The following is a 17,868-nucleotide window of genomic DNA, read 5'->3' as shown; positions in this document are numbered from 1 at the left end:
TGCCAACCAGTAGGCTCCTACAGAAATGCCCGGTGCAACTCCGCTAACGTCGCAAAGTGGTACGTCGGTAGCTCCGCAGTCAATTCTTCATGACTGCCAAACCCATACCCCACCGCCGCCACATCCAAACCATTACGTTTACCGCCGATCAAATCGTGTTTACGGTCACCAATCATCAACGTCTGTTTGGGATCGAGCCGTTCTTCGCTCATCAAATAACCGATCAGTTCAACCTTGTCAGTACGCGTACCGTCGAACTCGCTGCCGTAAATCACCTTGAAGTGTTTGGCGAAGTCAAAATGCCGGGCGATTTCCCTGGCAAACTCCGACGGTTTTGAGGTCGCTATGTACAGCTGCCGATCTTGACTGGCGAGGGTTTCCAGCAGCTCCACCACGCCATCAAACACCCGATTCTCATACAGCCCGGTGACCCTGAACCGCTCGCGATAAAACCCCACCGCCTCCCAGGCCTTTGCCTCATCGAACCCGTAAAACTGCATGAACGCTTGCAACAACGGCGGTCCGATGAAGTGCTCAAGCTTGCTCAGGTCAGGTTCGTCTATGCCCAGGCGGCCCAAAGCAAACTGGATCGAGCGGGTAATACCCAAGCGTGGGTCGGTCAAGGTGCCGTCGAGGTCGAACAAAATAGTTTGGTAGTGCATGGAAATCCTAAAAGTAGCCTGTACGGAATGTTAACTCGGCTGGTCATAGCCTTCGGCCAAGTGTTGATCCTTGAGCTTCACGTAGTTGCCAGCGCTGTAACTAAAGAACGCACGTTCTTTTTCGGTCAGTGCGCGAACCTGTTTGACCGGACTGCCAACGTACAAAAAACCACTGGCCAATCGCTTGCCCGGCGGCACCAGGCTGCCTGCGCCGATGATCACGTCGTCCTCAACCACCGCGCCGTCCATCACGATGCTGCCCATACCAATCAAAATGCGATTACCGACTGTGCAGCCGTGCAGCATGACCTTGTGGGCGATGGTCACTTCGTCGCCAATCAGCAATGGAAAGCCGTCCGGGTTGAAGGGACCTGCGTGGGTAATGTGCAGCACGCAGCCGTCTTGAACACTGGTGCGCGCCCCGATGCGGATGCGGTGCATGTCACCGCGAATCACCGTCAGCGGCCAGACCGAGCTGTCAGCGCCAATCTCGACATCACCTATCACGACGGCGGATCGGTCGACAAATGCACGTTCGGCAAGCGCCGGCGCGTGGCCCTGAAACGGTCGAATAGTCACGATAGCTTCCTTCTTTAGGAGTGATAGATGGGTCTGAGTGCTGCGGTCGGCGTCGATTGTAATTAAGATGGGCCCATGTTTCCTCAAGCCAAGGTGCTTAACCGTGAGCGCGAACAACCCTCTTTTGCAACCGTATGACCTGCCACCGTTCTCCGCGATTCGTGCCGAGCACGTCAAACCGGCGATTGATCAGATTCTTGCCGACAACCGTAGTGCGATTGCCGAGCTCCTCGTCACCCAAGCTAAACAGCCGACCTGGGCTGGGCTGATTCTGGCGATGGACGAACTCAACGACCGTCTGGGCGCCGCCTGGAGCCCGGTCAGCCACCTCAATGCCGTGTGCAACAGCGCCCAATTGCGCGAGGCTTACGAGTCTTGCCTGCCCGCATTGAGCGCCTATTCCACCGAGATGGGCCAGAACCGCGAATTGTTTCAGGCCTTTGAGTCGTTGGCCAATGGTCCTGAAGCGGCGGGCTTTGATGTCGCGCAGAAGACCATCCTTGAGCATTCGCTGCGCGATTTCCGTTTGTCGGGTATCGATTTGCCGCCAGAACAGCAGCTGCGGTATGCCGAGGTGCAGGCCAAGTTGTCCGAGTTGGGCAGCCATTTTTCGAACCAATTGCTCGACGCGACTCAGGCCTGGACCAAACACGTCACCGACGAAGCAGCCCTCGCCGGCTTGACCGACTCGGCCAAAGCGCAAATGGCTGCAGCAGCCAACGCCAAAGACCTCGACGGTTACCTGATTACTCTGGAATTCCCGAGCTACTTCGCGGTGATGACCTACGCCGAAGACCGGGCCCTGCGCGAAGAGCTTTACGCGGCGTACTGCACCCGTGCGTCGGACCAAGGCCCGAATGCCGGTCAGAACGACAACGGTCCGGTCATGGAACAGATCCTCGACCTGCGTCGTGAATTGGCTCAGCTGTTGGGTTTCGCCAGTTTCTCCGAGCTGAGCCTGGCGACCAAGATGGCCGAGTCCAGCGATCAGGTGCTGAGCTTCTTGCGTGATCTGGCCAAACGCAGCAAGCCGTTTGCCATTCAGGACCTGCAGCAGCTCAAGGCTTATGCGGCGGAGCAAGGTTGCGACGACCTGCAAAGCTGGGACAGCGGGTTCTACGGGGAAAAACTCCGTGAGCAGCGCTACAGCGTTTCCCAGGAAACCCTGCGCGCCTACTTCCCCATCGACAACGTGCTGAGCGGCCTGTTTGCGATTGTGCAGCGTCTGTACGGGATCGAAATCACCGAACAGAAAGGGTTCGACACCTGGCACCCAGATGTTCGCCTGTTCGAAATCAAAGAGAATGGCCAGCACGTCGGGCGGTTCTTCTTCGACCTCTACGCACGTGCCAACAAGCGTGGTGGCGCCTGGATGGACGGCGCCCGTGATCGTCGTCGCACCGCCGAAGGCCGGCTGCAAAGCCCGGTGGCGAATCTGGTGTGCAACTTCACCCCAGCCGTCGGCGGTAAGCCTGCGTTGTTGACCCACGATGAAGTGACCACCCTGTTCCACGAATTTGGCCATGGCCTGCACCATTTGCTGACCCGCGTTGAACACGCCGGCGTGTCCGGTATTAACGGTGTGGCGTGGGATGCGGTGGAGTTGCCTAGCCAGTTTATGGAGAACTGGTGCTGGGAGCCTGAAGGCTTGGCGCTGATTTCCGCGCATTACCAGACCGGCGAAGCACTGCCCCAGGATTTGCTGGAAAAAATGCTCGCCGCGAAAAACTTCCAGTCCGGGCTGATGATGGTTCGTCAGCTGGAATTCTCGCTGTTCGACTTCGAACTGCATGCAACTCACGGCGATGGCCGCACCGTGGCGCAGGTATTGGAAAACATTCGCGACGAAGTGTCAGTGATGCGTCCGCCTGCTTACAACCGCTTCCCTAATAGCTTCGCGCACATCTTCGCCGGCGGTTATGCGGCGGGTTATTACAGCTACAAATGGGCGGAAGTGCTGTCGGCCGATGCCTTTTCCAAGTTCGAAGAAGACGGTGTGTTCAACGCCGAAACCGGCCGCGCGTTCCGTAACGCCATCCTGGCGCGTGGCGGTTCACAGGCGCCGATGGTGCTGTTTGTCGACTTCCGCGGACGTGAACCGTCGATCGACGCACTGTTGCGCCATTCAGGCTTGAGTGAGGAAGCGGCAGCATGACTGATACACCCGTTACCATTACCAAAAGACGCTTCATCGCCGGGGCAGTTTGCCCGGCGTGCAGCGAGCCGGACAAGTTGATGATGTGGAGCGAGAACGACGTTCCTCACCGCGAATGCGTGAGCTGCGGCTACTGCGACACACTCAACGAGCAAGGCTTGTCGGTGCCCAAGGAGCTGGGCACGCGGGTCAATACGGCGCCGATTAAAGTGGCTGATCCAAAGGTGCAGGGCGTGCAGTTTTTCCCTAATCCAAAGCTGAAAAAGCCGGTTGATCCGAGCTAGTCAAAACCTCCGCGTCACGCCTCCCGCGAATGAATCCCCCCACAGATGTTTCTGAATCTGTGGGGGAATTCACCTGCCGTCTGATCGCCCTGTAGAGCCAACGTGTTGGCGAAGGGTTGATGCGATATCAGAGTTTGGAAACGATTCACCGATTTCTGTAATTGGAGCCGAAGGCTGCGATCAGATTTTCAGTGCCTACTAATCCCTGTCTACCGAAGTCCCTGTGGAAGTTGGCTTGCCAACGAAAGCGTCATTGCAGGCGACCCAGGTTCAGGTCGACATCAGCGGCGTGACGATGGGCCTCTTCGCAGGCAAGCCTACTCCCACCGTCTCTACGGCTGCTTGCTATCAACCGTGCCAATGAAACCCAGAGCCGTACCGGCTTCGCAGCCTTCGGCAGCTCCTACAGGTTAAGCGGTGCAGTTGCATCGGTTTTTCGACCCTATAAACGATGAAATAGGACCTGATACCGGTTTCATTCGTCGAAAAGATCTGCTTATTTGATGATGAATCGTTTTTTCTTAATCATAGCCTGCTAACCTTTGTAACTAATGTTTGCTGGCGTGATCAGTAACTGAGGCGGTAATGCCTCGTCTGCGCGACCGGAACAGCCCCCAAAAGAAGAAGATCAAGCCGTCGCCGAGCGGCCCCTTAACCGTGCTCGCAAGATGAGGTCTCCCCATGTCTGAACAAGACAACCCCCGGCGTGAGTTTCTGCGCAAAACCCTGACGTTGATCCCGGTCGTGACCGTCGCCAGTGCCGGGTTTGGCTTAGGCAGCGGCGTGGTGATGGCGCAGCCCGTCGCAGGGTCTACGGCCACGCCGCCACCGGCGACTGCGCCGAGCAATGTGGTGTACGAACCCACGTATTTCACCGCCCAAGAGTGGGCCTTCATCAAAGCGGCAGTCGCCCGTTTGATTCCTGCCGACGAGCAAGGTCCCGGTGCCCTCGAAGCCGGCGCTCCGGAATATATCGACCGCCAGATGAGCACGCCCTATGCCAGCGGTGCGTTGTGGTTCATGCAGGGGCCGTTTGTGGCTGACGCTCCGCCCGAAATGGGTTGGCAGAGCAAGTTGGTGCCCAAGGAAATCTACCGGTTGGGCATCGCAGCCTGCGACGCTTGGTGCCAACAGCAGAAAGGCAAGCCGTTCGCTGAGCTGAGCACGGCGGCTCAGGATGAAACGCTCAAACAGCTTGAAGCGGGCAAAGCCGCGTTCGATAGCGTACCGCCGATTATGTTTTTCAACCTGTTGGTGCAAAACACTAAAGAAGGCTTTTTCTGCGACCCCATCCATGGCGGCAATAAGGGCTTGGTCGGTTGGACCATGGTCGGATTTCCCGGCGCCCGCGCTGACTTCATGGACTGGGTTGAGCGCAACGAGCCTTATCCGTTCCCGGCAGTTTCGATTCGCGGCGAGAGAGCTTGAGCATGGCAACCATAATGAAGAAGGTCGATGCAGTCATTATCGGTTTCGGCTGGACCGGCGCCATCATGGCCAAGGAACTGACCGAGGCGGGCCTAAACGTCGTAGCGCTCGAGCGCGGTCCGATGCAGGACACCTACCCAGATGGCAATTACCCACAGGTGATCGATGAGCTGACCTACAGCGTGCGCAAAAAGCTGTTTCAGGACATCTCCAAAGAAACCGTGACCATCCGGCACAGCGTCAATGACGTGGCCCTGCCCAACCGTCAGCTTGGCGCGTTTCTTCCGGGTAACGGCGTGGGTGGCGCAGGCTTGCATTGGTCCGGCGTGCATTTCCGGGTCGACCCGATTGAGTTGCGCATGCGCAGCCATTACGAAGAGCGTTACGGCAAAAGCTTTATTCCCAAGGACATGACCATTCAGGATTTCGGGGTCAGCTATGAAGAGCTGGAACCTTATTTCGATTTCGCTGAAAAGGTGTTCGGCACTTCGGGCCAGGCGTTCACGGTCAAAGGTCAGCATGTCGGACCGGGCAACCCTTATGCGCCAGATCGCTCCGATCATTTCCCACTGGTGCCACAGAAAAGAACCTACTCCGCGCAGCTGTTTCACACCGCTGCCGGCGCGGTTGGCTACAAACCGTACGATTTGCCGTCTGCCAATACGTCTGGGCCTTACACCAACCCGTATGGCGCGCAGATGGGGCCGTGCAATTTTTGCGGATTTTGCAGCGGCTACGTCTGCTACATGTATTCCAAAGCGTCGCCCAACGTGAACATCTTGCCGGCGCTAAAACAGGTGCCGGCTTTCGAACTTCGCGCTAACTCCCATGTGCTGCGGATCAACCTCGACAGCAGCAAGACCAAAGCCACTGGCGTGACCTATGTCGACGCCCAAGGCCGAGAGCTGGAGCAACCCGCGGACCTGGTCATCTTGGGCTCTTTCCAGTTCAACAACGTACGGATGCTGCTGTTATCCGGAATCGGCAAGCCGTATGACCCGATAACCGGAGAAGGTGTGGTCGGGAAAAACTTTGCTTACCAGAACATGGCGACCATCAAGGCGTTCTTCGACAAGGACGTCTACACCAATAACTTCATTGGTGCCGGTGGCGCGGGCGTAGCGATAGACGACTTTAACGCCGATAACTTTGACCATGGGCCGCACGGCTTTGTCGGGGGTTCACCCATGTGGGTCAACCAGGCTGGCAGTCGGCCGATTGCCGGTACGTCCAACCCACCGGGCACTCCAACCTGGGGCAGCGCCTGGAAGCGTACGACTGCCGATTTTTACTCGCACCAAGTGTCGATGGACGCCCACGGCGCGCATCAATCGTACCGAGGAAACTACCTCGATCTTGATCCAACCTATCGCGATTCCTACGGCCAGCCGTTGTTGCGGATGACCTTCGACTGGCAAGAAAACGACATCAAGATGAACCAGTTCATGGTCTCGAAACTGACCAAAGTAGCCGAAGCCATGAACCCTAAAGCCATTGCCCAGCTGGGTAAAAAAGTCGGTGAGCACTTTAATACGGCGGCGTACCAGACGACCCACCTCAACGGTGGCGCAATCATGGGCACCGACCCGAAAACCAGCGTGATCAATCGCTATTTGCAGTGCTGGGACGTGCATAACGTGTTTGTGCCTGGCGCGTCCGCTTTCCCACAGGGCTTGGGATACAACCCCACAGGTCTGGTGGCTGCGCTGACCTATTGGTCGGCCAAGGCGATACGCGAACAGTACCTGAAGAACCCTGGCCCGCTGGTTCAGGCTTAAGGAGCGATGATCATGAAAAATCTGCTTATCGCGACCTTGGCGCTCTGTTTCGGCGCACCTGTTTTTGCGGCTGACGACTCGGATGCAGCGCTGATCAAACAAGGTGAATACCTGGCGCGTGCCGGCGACTGCGTGGCCTGCCACACGGCCAAGGGTGGCAAGCCGTTCGCTGGTGGCCTGCCCATGGAGACGCCCATTGGCACTATTTACACGACCAACATCACCCCGGATAAAACCGGCATCGGTGAGTACAGCTTTGCGGATTTCGACAAAGCAGTACGCCAAGGGGTGTCGAAAGCGGGCACCTCGCTTTACCCCGCAATGCCCTATCCGTCCTACGCGCGGGTGAAAGAAGACGACATGCATGCGCTTTACGCGTACTTCATGAAAGGTGTCAAACCGGTGGTGCAAGACAACAAAGACGTGGATATCCCGTGGCCGTTGAGCATGCGCTGGCCGTTGACCGGTTGGCGCTGGATGTTCGCGCCGAAGGTCGAGGACTATCAGGCTTCCGTCGCACAGGATGCCGTGGTCAGTCGCGGCGCTTACTTGGTCGAAGGCCTCGGGCACTGCGGCGCCTGTCACACCCCGCGCGCCATCAGCATGCAGGAGAAAGCCCTCAGCGCGAGCGAAGGTTCAGCGTATTTGTCTGGCAGCGCACCGCTGGAAGGCTGGATCGCCAAAAGCCTGCGCGGCGATCACAAAGACGGCTTGGGCAGTTGGTCGGAAGGCCAGTTGGTGCAGTTTCTCAAGACCGGTCGTAGTGACCACAGCGCTGTATTCGGCGGCATGACCGACGTGGTGGTGCACAGCATGCAGTACATGAGCGATGAGGATTTGACGGCGATTGCCCGCTACTTGAAATCCTTGCCCGCGAATGATGCCGACGATAAGCCGCAGACGTCTGACGAAGCCGTCGCCAAGGCGCTATGGAAAGGTGACGACAGTAAAGTCGGCGCTGCGGTGTACGTCGACAATTGCTCGGCGTGCCACCGTACCGATGGTCAAGGCTACACCCGAGTGTTTCCGGCATTGGCAGGCAACCCGGTACTGCAATCAGAAGACGCGGCGTCGTTGATTAACCTCGTCCTCAAAGGCGGCACTTTGGCCGCCACCCACACAGCACCATCAACCTTCACGATGCCCGCTTTTGCCTGGCGATTGTCCAACCAACAAGTGGCGGACGTGGTGAATTTTATTCGCAGCAGTTGGGGGAATCAGGCTGGGTTGGTAAAAGCGGGGGATGTCGAAAAGCTGCGTCAGGATGACCTGAAAACGACGTCAAGCGATGACTTGGGGCAGGTGACGCAACACAACTGACGTTGACGTAAAAATGCGGCCCGAGCAGCGGGCCGCATCTTAATGTTAAAAGCTAACGGCCTGCAGGCAGCGTGTTATTTGAGCAGCGGGTTTTTATAGTGGACCTGCGTGTGGGAAATTTTCCCGTCGATTTTATTGCCCCTGTGGACCACGCGAACGTATTCATTGGTGAACGAGGTATCGAACGAATTGATGCGAACGGGGAAATCAATGTCCTTCAGAATACTAATTTCAGTAACGCCCTGGTTATGACTTCCATTAGGGTTCCCGGCAAATACCAGTGATGAGCCCTTGGTTGCTTTAAACAGCTTCAGCGACCGAACTTCGTCATTGCGGCAACCATGTTTATGGGTCTTCATGTTAAAACTGTCACTTACGTTCAGAGGTACTGTACACACCCGATTCTGCGAAATATTATTGCCTTCATACATCATCATGATCGGACGCAGCGAATCGGAAGTGGACTCATCCACGACAATCCTGGACACCTTACCGTCTAAGCCATTGTTGCGATAGTTCACCACGTAATAGGTGTTGTTATTGTAATCGGCGTCAAAAGTTGGAATTACAACGCGTTCGTTAATGCCAATGTCACGTTTAAGATTAATGACGGTGTAATCATCATTTTGATTGCCATCTTTGCTGTCGGAAACGGTGATTCGAGTACCCTTGGCCATGCCCGACAGCGACAGCGAGCGTGCTTCGTCATTTTCGCAGCCCCGAGTTGGGAGGCTCAGCGTGGTTTTGCCGCGAGGAACGACACACACGGCATCCTGTTTGCGGTCCGCATTGTTTTCTTCCCAAAAATAGATCCCGCCTTCACTTAATGCTTTGGCATACGGCGTTGTGTCACCGTTTTGATAGTTGTTGATACCGATAAAATTCGGTGTTTTTCCACAGGTCTCAACGCGACGAGCGAGGTAGGTCAGGTTATTGTCCTTGGCCGCCGAGTCGAAAATGGTCGATGTGCCCCCATGAAATTGATTCATCAAGAACAGGCGATTCCAAGAACCTTTGCCTGTGGCTTGATTGACCTTCGCGGTCGAGATTGGCAGGTTAGGGTTTCGTGCAGGGCAGGACCAGTCATGGCTAAGCGTCGTCATCCCCAGCGTTGACCAGTGGTTGGATACCACCCAGTCACTTTCATACAGAACGGTGATGGTTTTCCCATTAACGGTGTAGTCGCCGCTGACATGAGCCCGGTCGGTGAGGAGGATAAGCCGGTTATTATTTTTCGCCATTTCGCTGAGCGTAGGCCAGTTGCTGCCGGAAAAATTGTCGGGGTTGAAGGAATAGTGTGCCAACTCTGGAATGGTTTCGAACACCGTCTGCAGGTGCTTGCGCTCGACGTAGGTCTCCAAAAAGAGGGTGACCACCTCCGACGGATTATCCTTGAGGAACGGGATGAATTCGTTTTTAAGCTGATTTGACCATGCGCCGTAACAGGCGATTGTTTTGTGGCAAACTTTAATAACTTCCGCCGCTTTATTCGTGTCATTAACATAAAGGTCCAACATAAAACCGCGTACGCCGTCCCGCAACTGCCGGGGCAGCTCAGCCAGGTTTTGATTGATTTTCTCATAAGAGTTATGCGTGGTTACCCAAGAATACTGATCAAAGGATTTGTCGTTGATCGCAAACGGAACATTCGCATGGGCTGTTAATGCCAGGGACATTAGCGACCCGCCGAGCAGGGCGCTGAATGGGGTGATGTTATTCAATTTGAAATCCTTTTCAAAATTAATAGTGTGGTTTTAGTACAGCGATACAGCAGTTTTTTTGCACATCGCAAAAAAACAATAGTTGAATTTACAATAATTGTAGGAATTAGGTAGTTTCAATGTGTGACGTAAAATCAATTACAAACAATGCGATTTAATCGGACACTTACTGCACAGTTTTCTTTGAAAGCTATGGTTGCCGCCTATCGGTTCAGAGGCCATTTCTGACAGACAGATGGAGAAAGCCCCTATTTGGTTGTACTGTATGTATAAACAGTACAGAGAAAATCCTCATGTCCAACGCCCTTCCCCTCCGAGGTCGCGGCACCGCCAGCAACCCCCATAACCGCTTTGCGCCCAATCGTTCCGTGGCCGAGGACGATGGTTGGTACCAAGAAGTGCCGATGACCCAAGGCACTGAGGTCCGCAGCGAAACAGCGAAGACGATCATCACCCGCAACACTTCACCGGATATCCCGTTCGACCGTTCGATCAATCCCTATCGAGGATGTGAGCATGGGTGCATTTATTGTTATGCACGACCTAGCCATGCCTACTGGGATATGTCGCCGGGGTTGGATTTTGAAACCAAACTGATTGCCAAAACCAACGCTGCAGCGGTGCTTGAGCAGCAGTTGTCCAAGGCAAGCTATCGTTGTGCGCCAATTACCTTGGGTTCCAACACGGATCCGTATCAGCCCATTGAGCGTGAATACAAAATCACCCGGGCGACGCTTGAGGTCCTGCTGCGTTATCGGCATCCGGTGACGATCATCACTAAAGGTTCGTTGATCTTGCGCGACCTTGACCTGCTGGCGGAGCTGGCCAAACAGCGTTTGGTGTCTGTGTTTATTAGTCTGACGACCCTTGATGACGAGCTAAAGCGCATTCTTGAACCCCGCGCTGCGGCGCCTAAGGCACGGCTAAGGGCGATTCGGGTTATGCGTCAAGCGGGTATTCCTGTCGGTGTGTTGTGCGCGCCGATGATCCCGATGATCAATGACAGTGAGTTGGAAAATCTGATGACCGAGGCCAAAGCTGCGGGTGCATTAAGTGCCAGCTACGTCATGTTGCGTTTGCCGCTGGAGGTGGCGCCGTTGTTTGAGGAGTGGCTGCACGCTCACTACCCGCAACGGGCAGCGCATGTGATGAGCCTGATCAGGCAGGTTCGCGGTGGCGAGGTATACGACAGTCGTTTTGGTGTGCGCATGCGAGGTGAAGGGCCATTCGCCGATCTACTGGCCCAGCGTTACAGCGTCGCGTTGAAGCGTCTTGGGCTAAATCATCGGGAAAGTTTCAGCCTGGATTGCGATGCGTTTTGCCCGCCAGGTGGGCAGATGTCGTTGTTATAGTGTGCCGCGATCTCCCTGTACAAGTTGGCCCCTACCGGTTTAGTGGGTCGCCCGAGCCACCTTAACTGCGCACGGACAGACCTGGCGTTTGAGTTTCAATTAAGCTTATGTGGTTACCGTTCAGTCAAAGTGGCCAGTCGGCCACGTTCCGTTGGAGACGATTAACATGAGTGACAATGACAAACAGCCCCCGGCTGCGGAAAGCGCCGATGTCGCGCTTAAGCATATCGTTGATGGATTTATGCATTTTCGCCACGAAGTGTTCCCGAAACAGGAAGAGCTGTTCAAGAGCTTGGCCACCGTCCAACGTCCGCGGGCGATGTTTATTGCCTGCGCCGACTCGCGGATTGTGCCGGAGCTGATCACCCAAAGTTCACCCGGCGATTTGTTCGTGACCCGTAACGTAGGCAACGTAGTGCCGCCCTATGGGCAGATGAATGGCGGCGTATCCACGGCCATCGAATACGCCGTGGTTGCGCTGGGTGTGCAGCACATCATTATTTGCGGACACTCCGATTGCGGCGCGATGCGGGCCGTTCTCAACCCGCAAACCCTCGAAAAAATGCCCACGGTCAAAGCCTGGCTGCGGCATGCCGAAGTAGCGAAAACGGTGGTGGAAGACAATTGTCACTGTGCCAATGAACAGGAAAGCATGCACGTTCTGACTCAGGAAAACGTGATCGCCCAGTTGCAGCATTTGCGCACGCACCCGTCAGTAGCGTCGAAGATGGCCAGCGGTCAGTTGTTTATTCACGGTTGGGTTTACAGCATCGAAACCAGTGACATTCTGGCCTATGACGCCGAGCAGGATAGTTTCCTTCCGCTTGATGGCGCACACCGTATTCCGGTGGCAACGCCCAAGTCGCGTTTCTAGCGTTTGGAAAGGGGTTGCGCACGACAGCGGGCGTTGGATCGGCCCTAGTCGTGCGCGAGGCCGTCTTGCAGTTAACGCGTGTGTGACGTGTCCAAATCAAGCCCGACGCCCAACTGGCGCGACAGGCTCGGCCAGCGCTTCCATGCAGCTTCGGTGGCGGGGCTTTTAAGGCGTTCGCGATACGCTTCAACCGATTCCAGCGCGAAGCTGTCATCGTCGAGCATTTCATCCACCGCGTGGTGCACGGCTTCGTCCAGTTGGTTGGCAAACGCTTCGCCGATCAACTGGTGGGCGATAACGCTCGCCACCGTGGTGTTCGATGGAATCAGAGGCTGACCAAAATGCGTGATATAGAGGTCATTCACTTCTTCAACCAAGCGATGGGCCAGGTAGGCTTCGTCTAGCAAACTGTCTAGCCCTTCATGGCCGGCCAGGACTGCAGGCGGCTGGAGGAAAAACTGTTCGGCGATCCTCAAGACCGGCTTGATCTGAGCTTCGATACCCGCTTCGATGGCCACCTCATTGGCTGCATCGAGCAAGTCGGGAACCAGTTCGATATAAGCTGCTACAAAACGTGTCAAAACGCCTTTCGCGTCCAATTCCGGGACATGAATAGCGGGGTGCAGGTGTGGCAATTGAGTTTCAAGCTGACGCGACAATTGGCCGGTATCAGCCTCGTGTTTGAGCGCATGTTGAATCTGCTCGCGCAAAGCGGCGGTGTTCATGAAAACTCCTGAACGTAGTGAAATAAGGCAAAAAGCAAAACGAAGCCATACGGTAGCCTGCTTATAAAATTTCCTCAGACGCATTTGTCATAACAGGTTCACACATTTGTGGGTGAGCCATATAAGCGGCCTTCTTTTGCCGCTGTATTGTGCGCTCGTCATAGCCGCGAATCGACAATTTAGCCAGCTAACGAGTTTTTGCTTCCTCACATTGCGAGGTCCGAGGCGGTGTCTATACTCGGGTCTGAAAGGAAGATTAGTTGGCGACGCCCGACTGCATTCGCAGCCTTGGCCCGACCGTCAAGCCACCATTCTTGACAGTCGCTCCCTTGGCCGCAGGTGAACGTGAAAGCCGGCGGGATAACAAGAACGATAAGGGGAACCCGCAATGATGCGACATCCACGAGTCTGGATGGGCCTCCTGTTGTGGTCGATATTCAGCCAAGCGCAAGCCGCCTGGACAACGAATATGGCGCCGGGAGCGACTGAAGTCAGTCACGAGATATTCGATTTGCACATGACCATTTTCTGGATATGTGTGGTCATCGGCATCGTGGTTTTTGGGGCGATGTTTTGGTCGATGATTCTTCACCGGCGCTCTACCGGGCAAGTAGCCGCCAAGTTTCACGAGAGTACCCGCGTCGAAATTGCTTGGACGATAGTGCCGCTGTTGATCCTGATCGTGATGGTCATTCCAGCCACCCGCACCATGATCAAAATGTACGACACCGGTGCCTCAGACATCGATATTCAGATCACCGGCTATCAGTGGAAGTGGCATTACAAGTATTTAGGGCAAGACGTCGAGTTCTTCAGCAACTTGGCGACGCCCGCCGACCAGATTCACAACAAAGAAGCGAAGGGAGAAAACTACCTGCTGGAGGTCGACGAACCGCTGGTGATTCCGGTGGGGAAAAAAATACGTTTCCTGGTGACGGCTGCTGACGTTATTCACTCGTGGTGGGTCCCCGCGTTTGCGGTCAAGCGTGACGCCATTCCGGGGTTCGTCAACGAAGCCTGGACCCGTGTCGACAAGCCAGGCATCTACCGCGGCCAGTGTTCGGAACTGTGCGGCAAAGACCATGGCTTCATGCCGATTGTGGTGGAAGCGAAGAGCCAGGCGGACTTCGATACCTGGTTGGCCGGGCGCAAGCTTGAAAGCGCCAAACTCAAGGAATTGACCAGCAAGGACTGGACGATGGATGAGTTGGTGGCTCGTGGCGACAAGGTTTATCACACCACCTGTGTGGCCTGCCACCAAGCAGAAGGTCAAGGCTTGCCGCCGATGTTCCCGGCGCTTAAAGGCTCGAAAACCGTCACCGGACCTAAAGAAGGTCACTTGAACACGGTGTTCCATGGTCGGCCGGGTACGGCGATGGCGGCGTTCGGTAAACAGCTTTCAGAGGTGGATATCGCGGCAGTGGTTACCTACGAGCGTAATGCCTGGGGTAACAACAAAGGCGACATGGTCACCCCTAAAGACGTGTTGGCTCTGAAACAGGCGGACGCCAAATGACTTCGTCCATAGCGTGTTCCCTTTGTTTCGCAGACTGCTTTGCAGGAGACAGATCATGAGTGCAGTGATCGATGACCATGGCCATATCGGTCATGTGGATGACCATGCGCATGGCCCCGCCAAGGGGTTGATGCGCTGGGTGCTGACCACTAACCACAAGGACATTGGCACGCTGTACCTCTGGTTCAGCTTCTGCATGTTCTTGCTCGGCGGCTCGTTCGCCATGGTGATCCGCGCCGAGCTGTTTCAACCCGGCCTGCAAATTGTCGAGCCCGCGTTCTTCAACCAGATGACCACCATGCACGGTCTGGTGATGGTCTTCGGAGCGGTGATGCCGGCGTTTGTCGGTCTCGCCAACTGGATGATCCCGTTGATGATCGGTGCGCCGGATATGGCGCTGCCGAGGATGAACAACTTCAGCTTCTGGCTACTCCCAGCGGCGTTTTTATTGTTGGTGTCGACCTTATTCATGCCCGGTGGCGGTCCGAACTTTGGCTGGACCTTCTACGCGCCGCTGTCCACCACCTACGCGCCAGAAAGCGTGACCTTCTTCATCTTCGCCATCCACATGATGGGCATCAGTTCGATCATGGGTGCGATCAACGTCATTGCAACCATCCTCAACCTGCGCGCCCCAGGCATGACCTTGATGAAAATGCCGCTGTTCGTTTGGACGTGGCTAATCACTGCGTTTCTACTGATCGCGGTGATGCCGGTGTTGGCGGGCTGCGTGACCATGATGTTGATGGACATCCATTTCGGCACCAGTTTCTTCAGCGCGGCAGGCGGCGGTGATCCGGTGTTGTTCCAGCATGTGTTCTGGTTCTTCGGCCATCCCGAGGTGTACATCATGATCCTGCCAGCGTTCGGCGCGGTCAGTTCGATCATCCCAACGTTCTCGCGTAAACCGCTGTTCGGCTACACCTCAATGGTCTACGCGGTGGCAAGTATCGCGTTTCTGTCGTTCATCGTGTGGGCGCACCATATGTTCGTGGTGGGCATTCCGTTGGTGGGCGAATTGTTCTTCATGTACGCCACCATGCTGATCGCCGTACCCACCGGGGTGAAGGTGTTCAACTGGGTCAGCACCATGTGGCAAGGCTCGCTGAGCTTCGAAACGCCGATGCTGTTCGCCGTCGCCTTCGTGATTTTGTTCAGCATTGGTGGCTTCTCTGGACTAATGCTGGCCATCGCTCCGGCAGACTTCCAGTATCAGGACACTTATTTCGTGGTAGCGCACTTCCACTACGTGTTGGTGCCGGGCGCGATTTTCGGGATCTTCGCCTCGGCTTACTACTGGCTGCCGAAATGGACCGGGCACATGTACGACGAGACCCTGGGCAAGCTGCATTTCTGGCTGTCCTTTATCGGCATGAACGTCGCGTTTTTTCCGATGCACTTTCTCGGGCTTGCCGGCATGCCACGGCGAATTCCTGACTACAACTTGCAGTTCGCCAACTTCAACATGGTCTCGTCCATCGGTGCCTTTACCTTTGGTGCGACGCAGATTTTCTTCCTGTTCATCGTGATCAAGACCATTCGTGGCGGCCCACCGGCGCCGGCCAAGCCTTGGGACGGCGCAGAGGGATTGGAATGGAGCATTCCGTCTCCTGCGCCATATCACACCTTCACCACGCCACCGGAAGTGGACTGACATGAACGAACAGCGCTCGATCAGACGCTTGGTCATTCGCCTGCTGATGTTGGTGGTGCTGATGTTTGCATTCGGTTTCGCGCTGGTGCCGCTGTACGACGTGATGTGCAAAGCCCTCGGCATCAACGGCAAGACCGGCGACAGATACGAAGGCTCCCAAGTGGTCGATCAGAGCCGCCAAGTGCGGGTGCAATTTCTATCGAGCAATAACAGCGACATGGTCTGGGATTTCTACCCGAAGGGCGATGTGTTGGATGTCCACCCCGGCGCGGTCAACGAGATGCTGTTCGTGGCGCGTAACCCGACCGACCATGTGATGAAAGCGCAGGCGATTCCGAGCATTTCGCCGGGAGAAGTCGCGGTGTATTTCCACAAGACCGAATGCTTTTGTTTCACCCAACAAACCTTGCAGCCGGGCGAGCGAATCGAAATGCCAGTGCGCTTCATCCTCGACCGCGAACTGCCCAAAGACGTGAAACAACTGACGCTGGCTTACACGCTGTTCGACATCACCGCTCGCTCGCCACCGGTTGCCAAGGTCGCCAGCAATGGCAACTAGGACCTAGCAATCAGGGTGCCCGATTAGGAGAACAAGAAGATGGCAATTCACGAGCATTACTACGTTCCCGCGCAAAGCAAGTGGCCGATTATTGCCACGGTGGGCATGTTCACCACGATGTTCGGCCTCGGCACCTGGTTCAACGACCTGAAGGCGGCGCGCCCCGAATCCCACGGGCCGCTGATCTTTTTCGTCGGTGGCTTGCTGTTGGCTTACATGCTGTTTGGTTGGTTTGGAACGGTGATCAAGGAAAGCCGCTCGGGATTGTTCAGCGCGCAGATGGACCGTTCGTTTCGCTGGGGCATGAGCTGGTTTATCTTCTCCGAAGTCATGTTCTTTATCGCCTTCTTTGGCGCGTTGTTTTACGTGCGCACTTGGGCTGGCCCGTGGCTCGGCGGTGAAGGCTCCAAGGGCGTCGCGCACATGCTCTGGCCGAACTTCCACTACACCTGGCCGCTGCTAAGCCCGCCTGATCCGAAACTTTTTCCCGGCCCCAAAGAGGTGATCAACCCGTGGCACCTGCCGCTCATCAACACCATTTTGTTGGTCAGCTCCAGTGTGACGGTGACCATCGCTCACCATGCGCTGAAAAAGGGCCATCGCGGCGCACTGAAGATTTGGCTGGCGATCACCGTATTACTGGGTTTGAGCTTTTTGACGTTGCAGGCCTCGGAATACATGGAGGCGTATCACGAGCTGGGTTTGACCTTGGGTTCAGGCATCTACGGCGCAACCTTCTTCATGCTCACCGGCTTCCACGGTGCCCACGTCACCATCGGCACCATCATTCTGTTTGTGATGCTGATGCGGGTGATGCGCGGGCACTTTGATAACGAACATCAGTTCGGATTCGAGGCGGCAAGCTGGTATTGGCACTTCGTCGACGTGGTGTGGATCGGCTTGTTTGTCTTCGTTTACGTGCTTTAAACCACGTCTGTAGGAGCCAACGTGTTGGCGATGGGCTTCACTGGTGTGGCAGCAGATACGCAGTCTCGCCAACACGTTGGCTCATACAGAGTTTCACCAGCTCACATGGGACACCAGTTGGCCGCTGTAAAAGCCCCAGGCGATCAGGATAACGGTAGCCGCGGCGAGGCAGACGCGCACGGTCAGCGCCTTCACTACTCGGTTGGACGTGCTGTCGTCTTTAACCAGAAAAAACAGGCCGCTGAACAGGCTGATCATCGTGGCAATGAGCATTAGAACAATCGCCGCTTTGAGCATGATGCAACTCCATGAAGCGTCGGGAGGGAGGACATGC

Annotated in this window: 16 protein-coding genes; 11 read left to right on the top strand and 5 right to left on the bottom strand. The window is 55.7% G+C overall.

The genetic code is table 11. The features are described from left to right. Positions 1 to 17: 17 nt before the first annotated feature. Entirely contained in the window at positions 18 to 662 is a 645-nt protein-coding gene (locus tag RHM65_RS05920) for an HAD family hydrolase (protein WP_322166867.1), read from the bottom strand. Positions 663 to 692: 30 nt separating this feature from the next. After that, positions 693 to 1,241: a gamma carbonic anhydrase family protein gene (locus RHM65_RS05915; protein ID WP_322166868.1), complete on the bottom strand. Its 549-nt coding sequence runs from the start codon at positions 1,239 to 1,241 to the stop codon at positions 693 to 695. Between the two features lie 103 nt (positions 1,242 to 1,344). On the opposite strand from RHM65_RS05915, the gene prlC reads away from it, so the two are divergent. From prlC to RHM65_RS05890, 5 genes are all read left to right on the top strand, one after another. After that, the gene (gene prlC / locus RHM65_RS05910; protein WP_322184471.1) at positions 1,345 to 3,396 is read left to right on the top strand and encodes an oligopeptidase A; all 2,052 of its coding nucleotides are present in this window, start codon (positions 1,345 to 1,347) and stop codon (positions 3,394 to 3,396) included. Continuing rightward, positions 3,393 to 3,680: a YheV family putative zinc ribbon protein gene (locus RHM65_RS05905; RefSeq protein WP_322166870.1), complete on the top strand. Its 288-nt coding sequence runs from the start codon at positions 3,393 to 3,395 to the stop codon at positions 3,678 to 3,680. The genes prlC and RHM65_RS05905 overlap by 4 nt, the downstream gene beginning before the upstream one ends. Positions 3,681 to 4,361: 681 nt before the next feature. Then, the gene (locus RHM65_RS05900; protein ID WP_322184470.1) at positions 4,362 to 5,108 is read left to right on the top strand and encodes a gluconate 2-dehydrogenase subunit 3 family protein; all 747 of its coding nucleotides are present in this window, start codon (positions 4,362 to 4,364) and stop codon (positions 5,106 to 5,108) included. Between the two features lie 2 nt (positions 5,109 to 5,110). Continuing rightward, the gene (locus RHM65_RS05895; protein WP_322166872.1) at positions 5,111 to 6,886 is read left to right on the top strand and encodes a GMC family oxidoreductase; all 1,776 of its coding nucleotides are present in this window, start codon (positions 5,111 to 5,113) and stop codon (positions 6,884 to 6,886) included. A 12-nt stretch (positions 6,887 to 6,898) separates the two neighbouring features. After that, positions 6,899 to 8,206: a cytochrome c gene (locus tag RHM65_RS05890; RefSeq protein ID WP_322184469.1), complete on the top strand. Its 1,308-nt coding sequence runs from the start codon at positions 6,899 to 6,901 to the stop codon at positions 8,204 to 8,206. 74 nt (positions 8,207 to 8,280) lie between these two features. On the opposite strand, the gene RHM65_RS05885 is transcribed toward RHM65_RS05890, so the two are convergent. Next, complete coding sequence (locus RHM65_RS05885) at positions 8,281 to 9,927, bottom strand: hypothetical protein (protein WP_322184468.1); 1,647 nt, start codon at positions 9,925 to 9,927, stop codon at positions 8,281 to 8,283. A 293-nt stretch (positions 9,928 to 10,220) separates the two neighbouring features. Between RHM65_RS05885 and RHM65_RS05880 the strand changes: the two genes are divergently transcribed. After that, entirely contained in the window at positions 10,221 to 11,279 is a 1,059-nt protein-coding gene (locus tag RHM65_RS05880; RefSeq protein ID WP_322166875.1) for a PA0069 family radical SAM protein, read from the top strand. Between the two features lie 166 nt (positions 11,280 to 11,445). Further along, entirely contained in the window at positions 11,446 to 12,153 is a 708-nt protein-coding gene (locus RHM65_RS05875; RefSeq protein ID WP_322166876.1) for a carbonic anhydrase, read from the top strand. A 71-nt stretch (positions 12,154 to 12,224) separates the two neighbouring features. On the opposite strand, the gene RHM65_RS05870 is transcribed toward RHM65_RS05875, so the two are convergent. Beyond that, the gene (locus RHM65_RS05870) at positions 12,225 to 12,878 is read right to left on the bottom strand and encodes a hypothetical protein (protein WP_322166877.1); all 654 of its coding nucleotides are present in this window, start codon (positions 12,876 to 12,878) and stop codon (positions 12,225 to 12,227) included. Positions 12,879 to 13,266: 388 nt separating this feature from the next. Here RHM65_RS05870 and coxB point away from each other — a divergent pair, with 388 nt between their 5' ends. From coxB to RHM65_RS05850, 4 genes are read left to right on the top strand one after another with little or no spacing between them, the layout of a single operon-like run. Continuing rightward, positions 13,267 to 14,394 (top strand): cytochrome c oxidase subunit II, encoded by a 1,128-nt coding sequence (gene coxB / locus RHM65_RS05865; protein WP_322166878.1) that lies wholly within the window; start codon positions 13,267 to 13,269, stop codon positions 14,392 to 14,394. Between the two features lie 55 nt (positions 14,395 to 14,449). Beyond that, positions 14,450 to 16,048 carry a cytochrome c oxidase subunit I gene (ctaD, locus tag RHM65_RS05860; RefSeq protein WP_322166879.1) on the top strand — a complete coding sequence of 533 codons (1,599 nt, stop codon included), beginning with the start codon at positions 14,450 to 14,452 and terminating at the stop codon, positions 16,046 to 16,048. Position 16,049: 1 nt separating this feature from the next. Next, positions 16,050 to 16,607: a cytochrome c oxidase assembly protein gene (locus RHM65_RS05855; RefSeq protein WP_322166880.1), complete on the top strand. Its 558-nt coding sequence runs from the start codon at positions 16,050 to 16,052 to the stop codon at positions 16,605 to 16,607. Positions 16,608 to 16,646: 39 nt separating this feature from the next. Continuing rightward, positions 16,647 to 17,534: a cytochrome c oxidase subunit 3 gene (locus RHM65_RS05850; RefSeq protein WP_322166881.1), complete on the top strand. Its 888-nt coding sequence runs from the start codon at positions 16,647 to 16,649 to the stop codon at positions 17,532 to 17,534. A gap of 93 nt (positions 17,535 to 17,627) precedes the next feature. Here RHM65_RS05850 and RHM65_RS05845 read toward each other — a convergent pair whose 3' ends face one another. Further along, a complete protein-coding gene (locus RHM65_RS05845) occupies positions 17,628 to 17,831 on the bottom strand; it encodes a twin transmembrane helix small protein (protein ID WP_322166882.1) in 204 nt (67 codons plus the stop codon). Positions 17,832 to 17,868 lie beyond the last annotated feature (37 nt).

The organism is Pseudomonas sp. CCI4.2, assembly GCF_034350045.1.
In the GTDB taxonomy this organism is placed as follows: domain Bacteria; phylum Pseudomonadota; class Gammaproteobacteria; order Pseudomonadales; family Pseudomonadaceae; genus Aquipseudomonas.
The sequence above is the reverse complement of the archived record's forward strand: the minus strand, read 5'-3'. Positions and strand labels throughout refer to the sequence as shown.

Bases quoted from the DNA above. Each gene is read 5' to 3' on its own strand.
- RHM65_RS05920 (WP_322166867.1), bottom strand. From the start codon at position 662: ATGCACTACCAAACTATTTTGTTCGACCTCGACGGCACCTTGACCGAC.
- RHM65_RS05905 (WP_322166870.1), top strand. From the start codon at position 3,393: ATGACTGATACACCCGTTACCATTACCAAAAGACGCTTCATCGCCGGG.
- RHM65_RS05900 (WP_322184470.1), top strand. From the start codon at position 4,362: ATGTCTGAACAAGACAACCCCCGGCGTGAGTTTCTGCGCAAAACCCTG.
- RHM65_RS05895 (WP_322166872.1), top strand. From the start codon at position 5,111: ATGGCAACCATAATGAAGAAGGTCGATGCAGTCATTATCGGTTTCGGC.
- RHM65_RS05890 (WP_322184469.1), top strand. From the start codon at position 6,899: ATGAAAAATCTGCTTATCGCGACCTTGGCGCTCTGTTTCGGCGCACCT.
- RHM65_RS05880 (WP_322166875.1), top strand. From the start codon at position 10,221: ATGTCCAACGCCCTTCCCCTCCGAGGTCGCGGCACCGCCAGCAACCCC.
- RHM65_RS05875 (WP_322166876.1), top strand. From the start codon at position 11,446: ATGAGTGACAATGACAAACAGCCCCCGGCTGCGGAAAGCGCCGATGTC.
- RHM65_RS05870 (WP_322166877.1), bottom strand. From the start codon at position 12,878: ATGAACACCGCCGCTTTGCGCGAGCAGATTCAACATGCGCTCAAACAC.
- coxB (WP_322166878.1), top strand. From the start codon at position 13,267: ATGATGCGACATCCACGAGTCTGGATGGGCCTCCTGTTGTGGTCGATA.
- ctaD (WP_322166879.1), top strand. From the start codon at position 14,450: ATGAGTGCAGTGATCGATGACCATGGCCATATCGGTCATGTGGATGAC.
- RHM65_RS05855 (WP_322166880.1), top strand. From the start codon at position 16,050: ATGAACGAACAGCGCTCGATCAGACGCTTGGTCATTCGCCTGCTGATG.
- RHM65_RS05850 (WP_322166881.1), top strand. From the start codon at position 16,647: ATGGCAATTCACGAGCATTACTACGTTCCCGCGCAAAGCAAGTGGCCG.
- RHM65_RS05845 (WP_322166882.1), bottom strand. From the start codon at position 17,831: ATGCTCAAAGCGGCGATTGTTCTAATGCTCATTGCCACGATGATCAGC.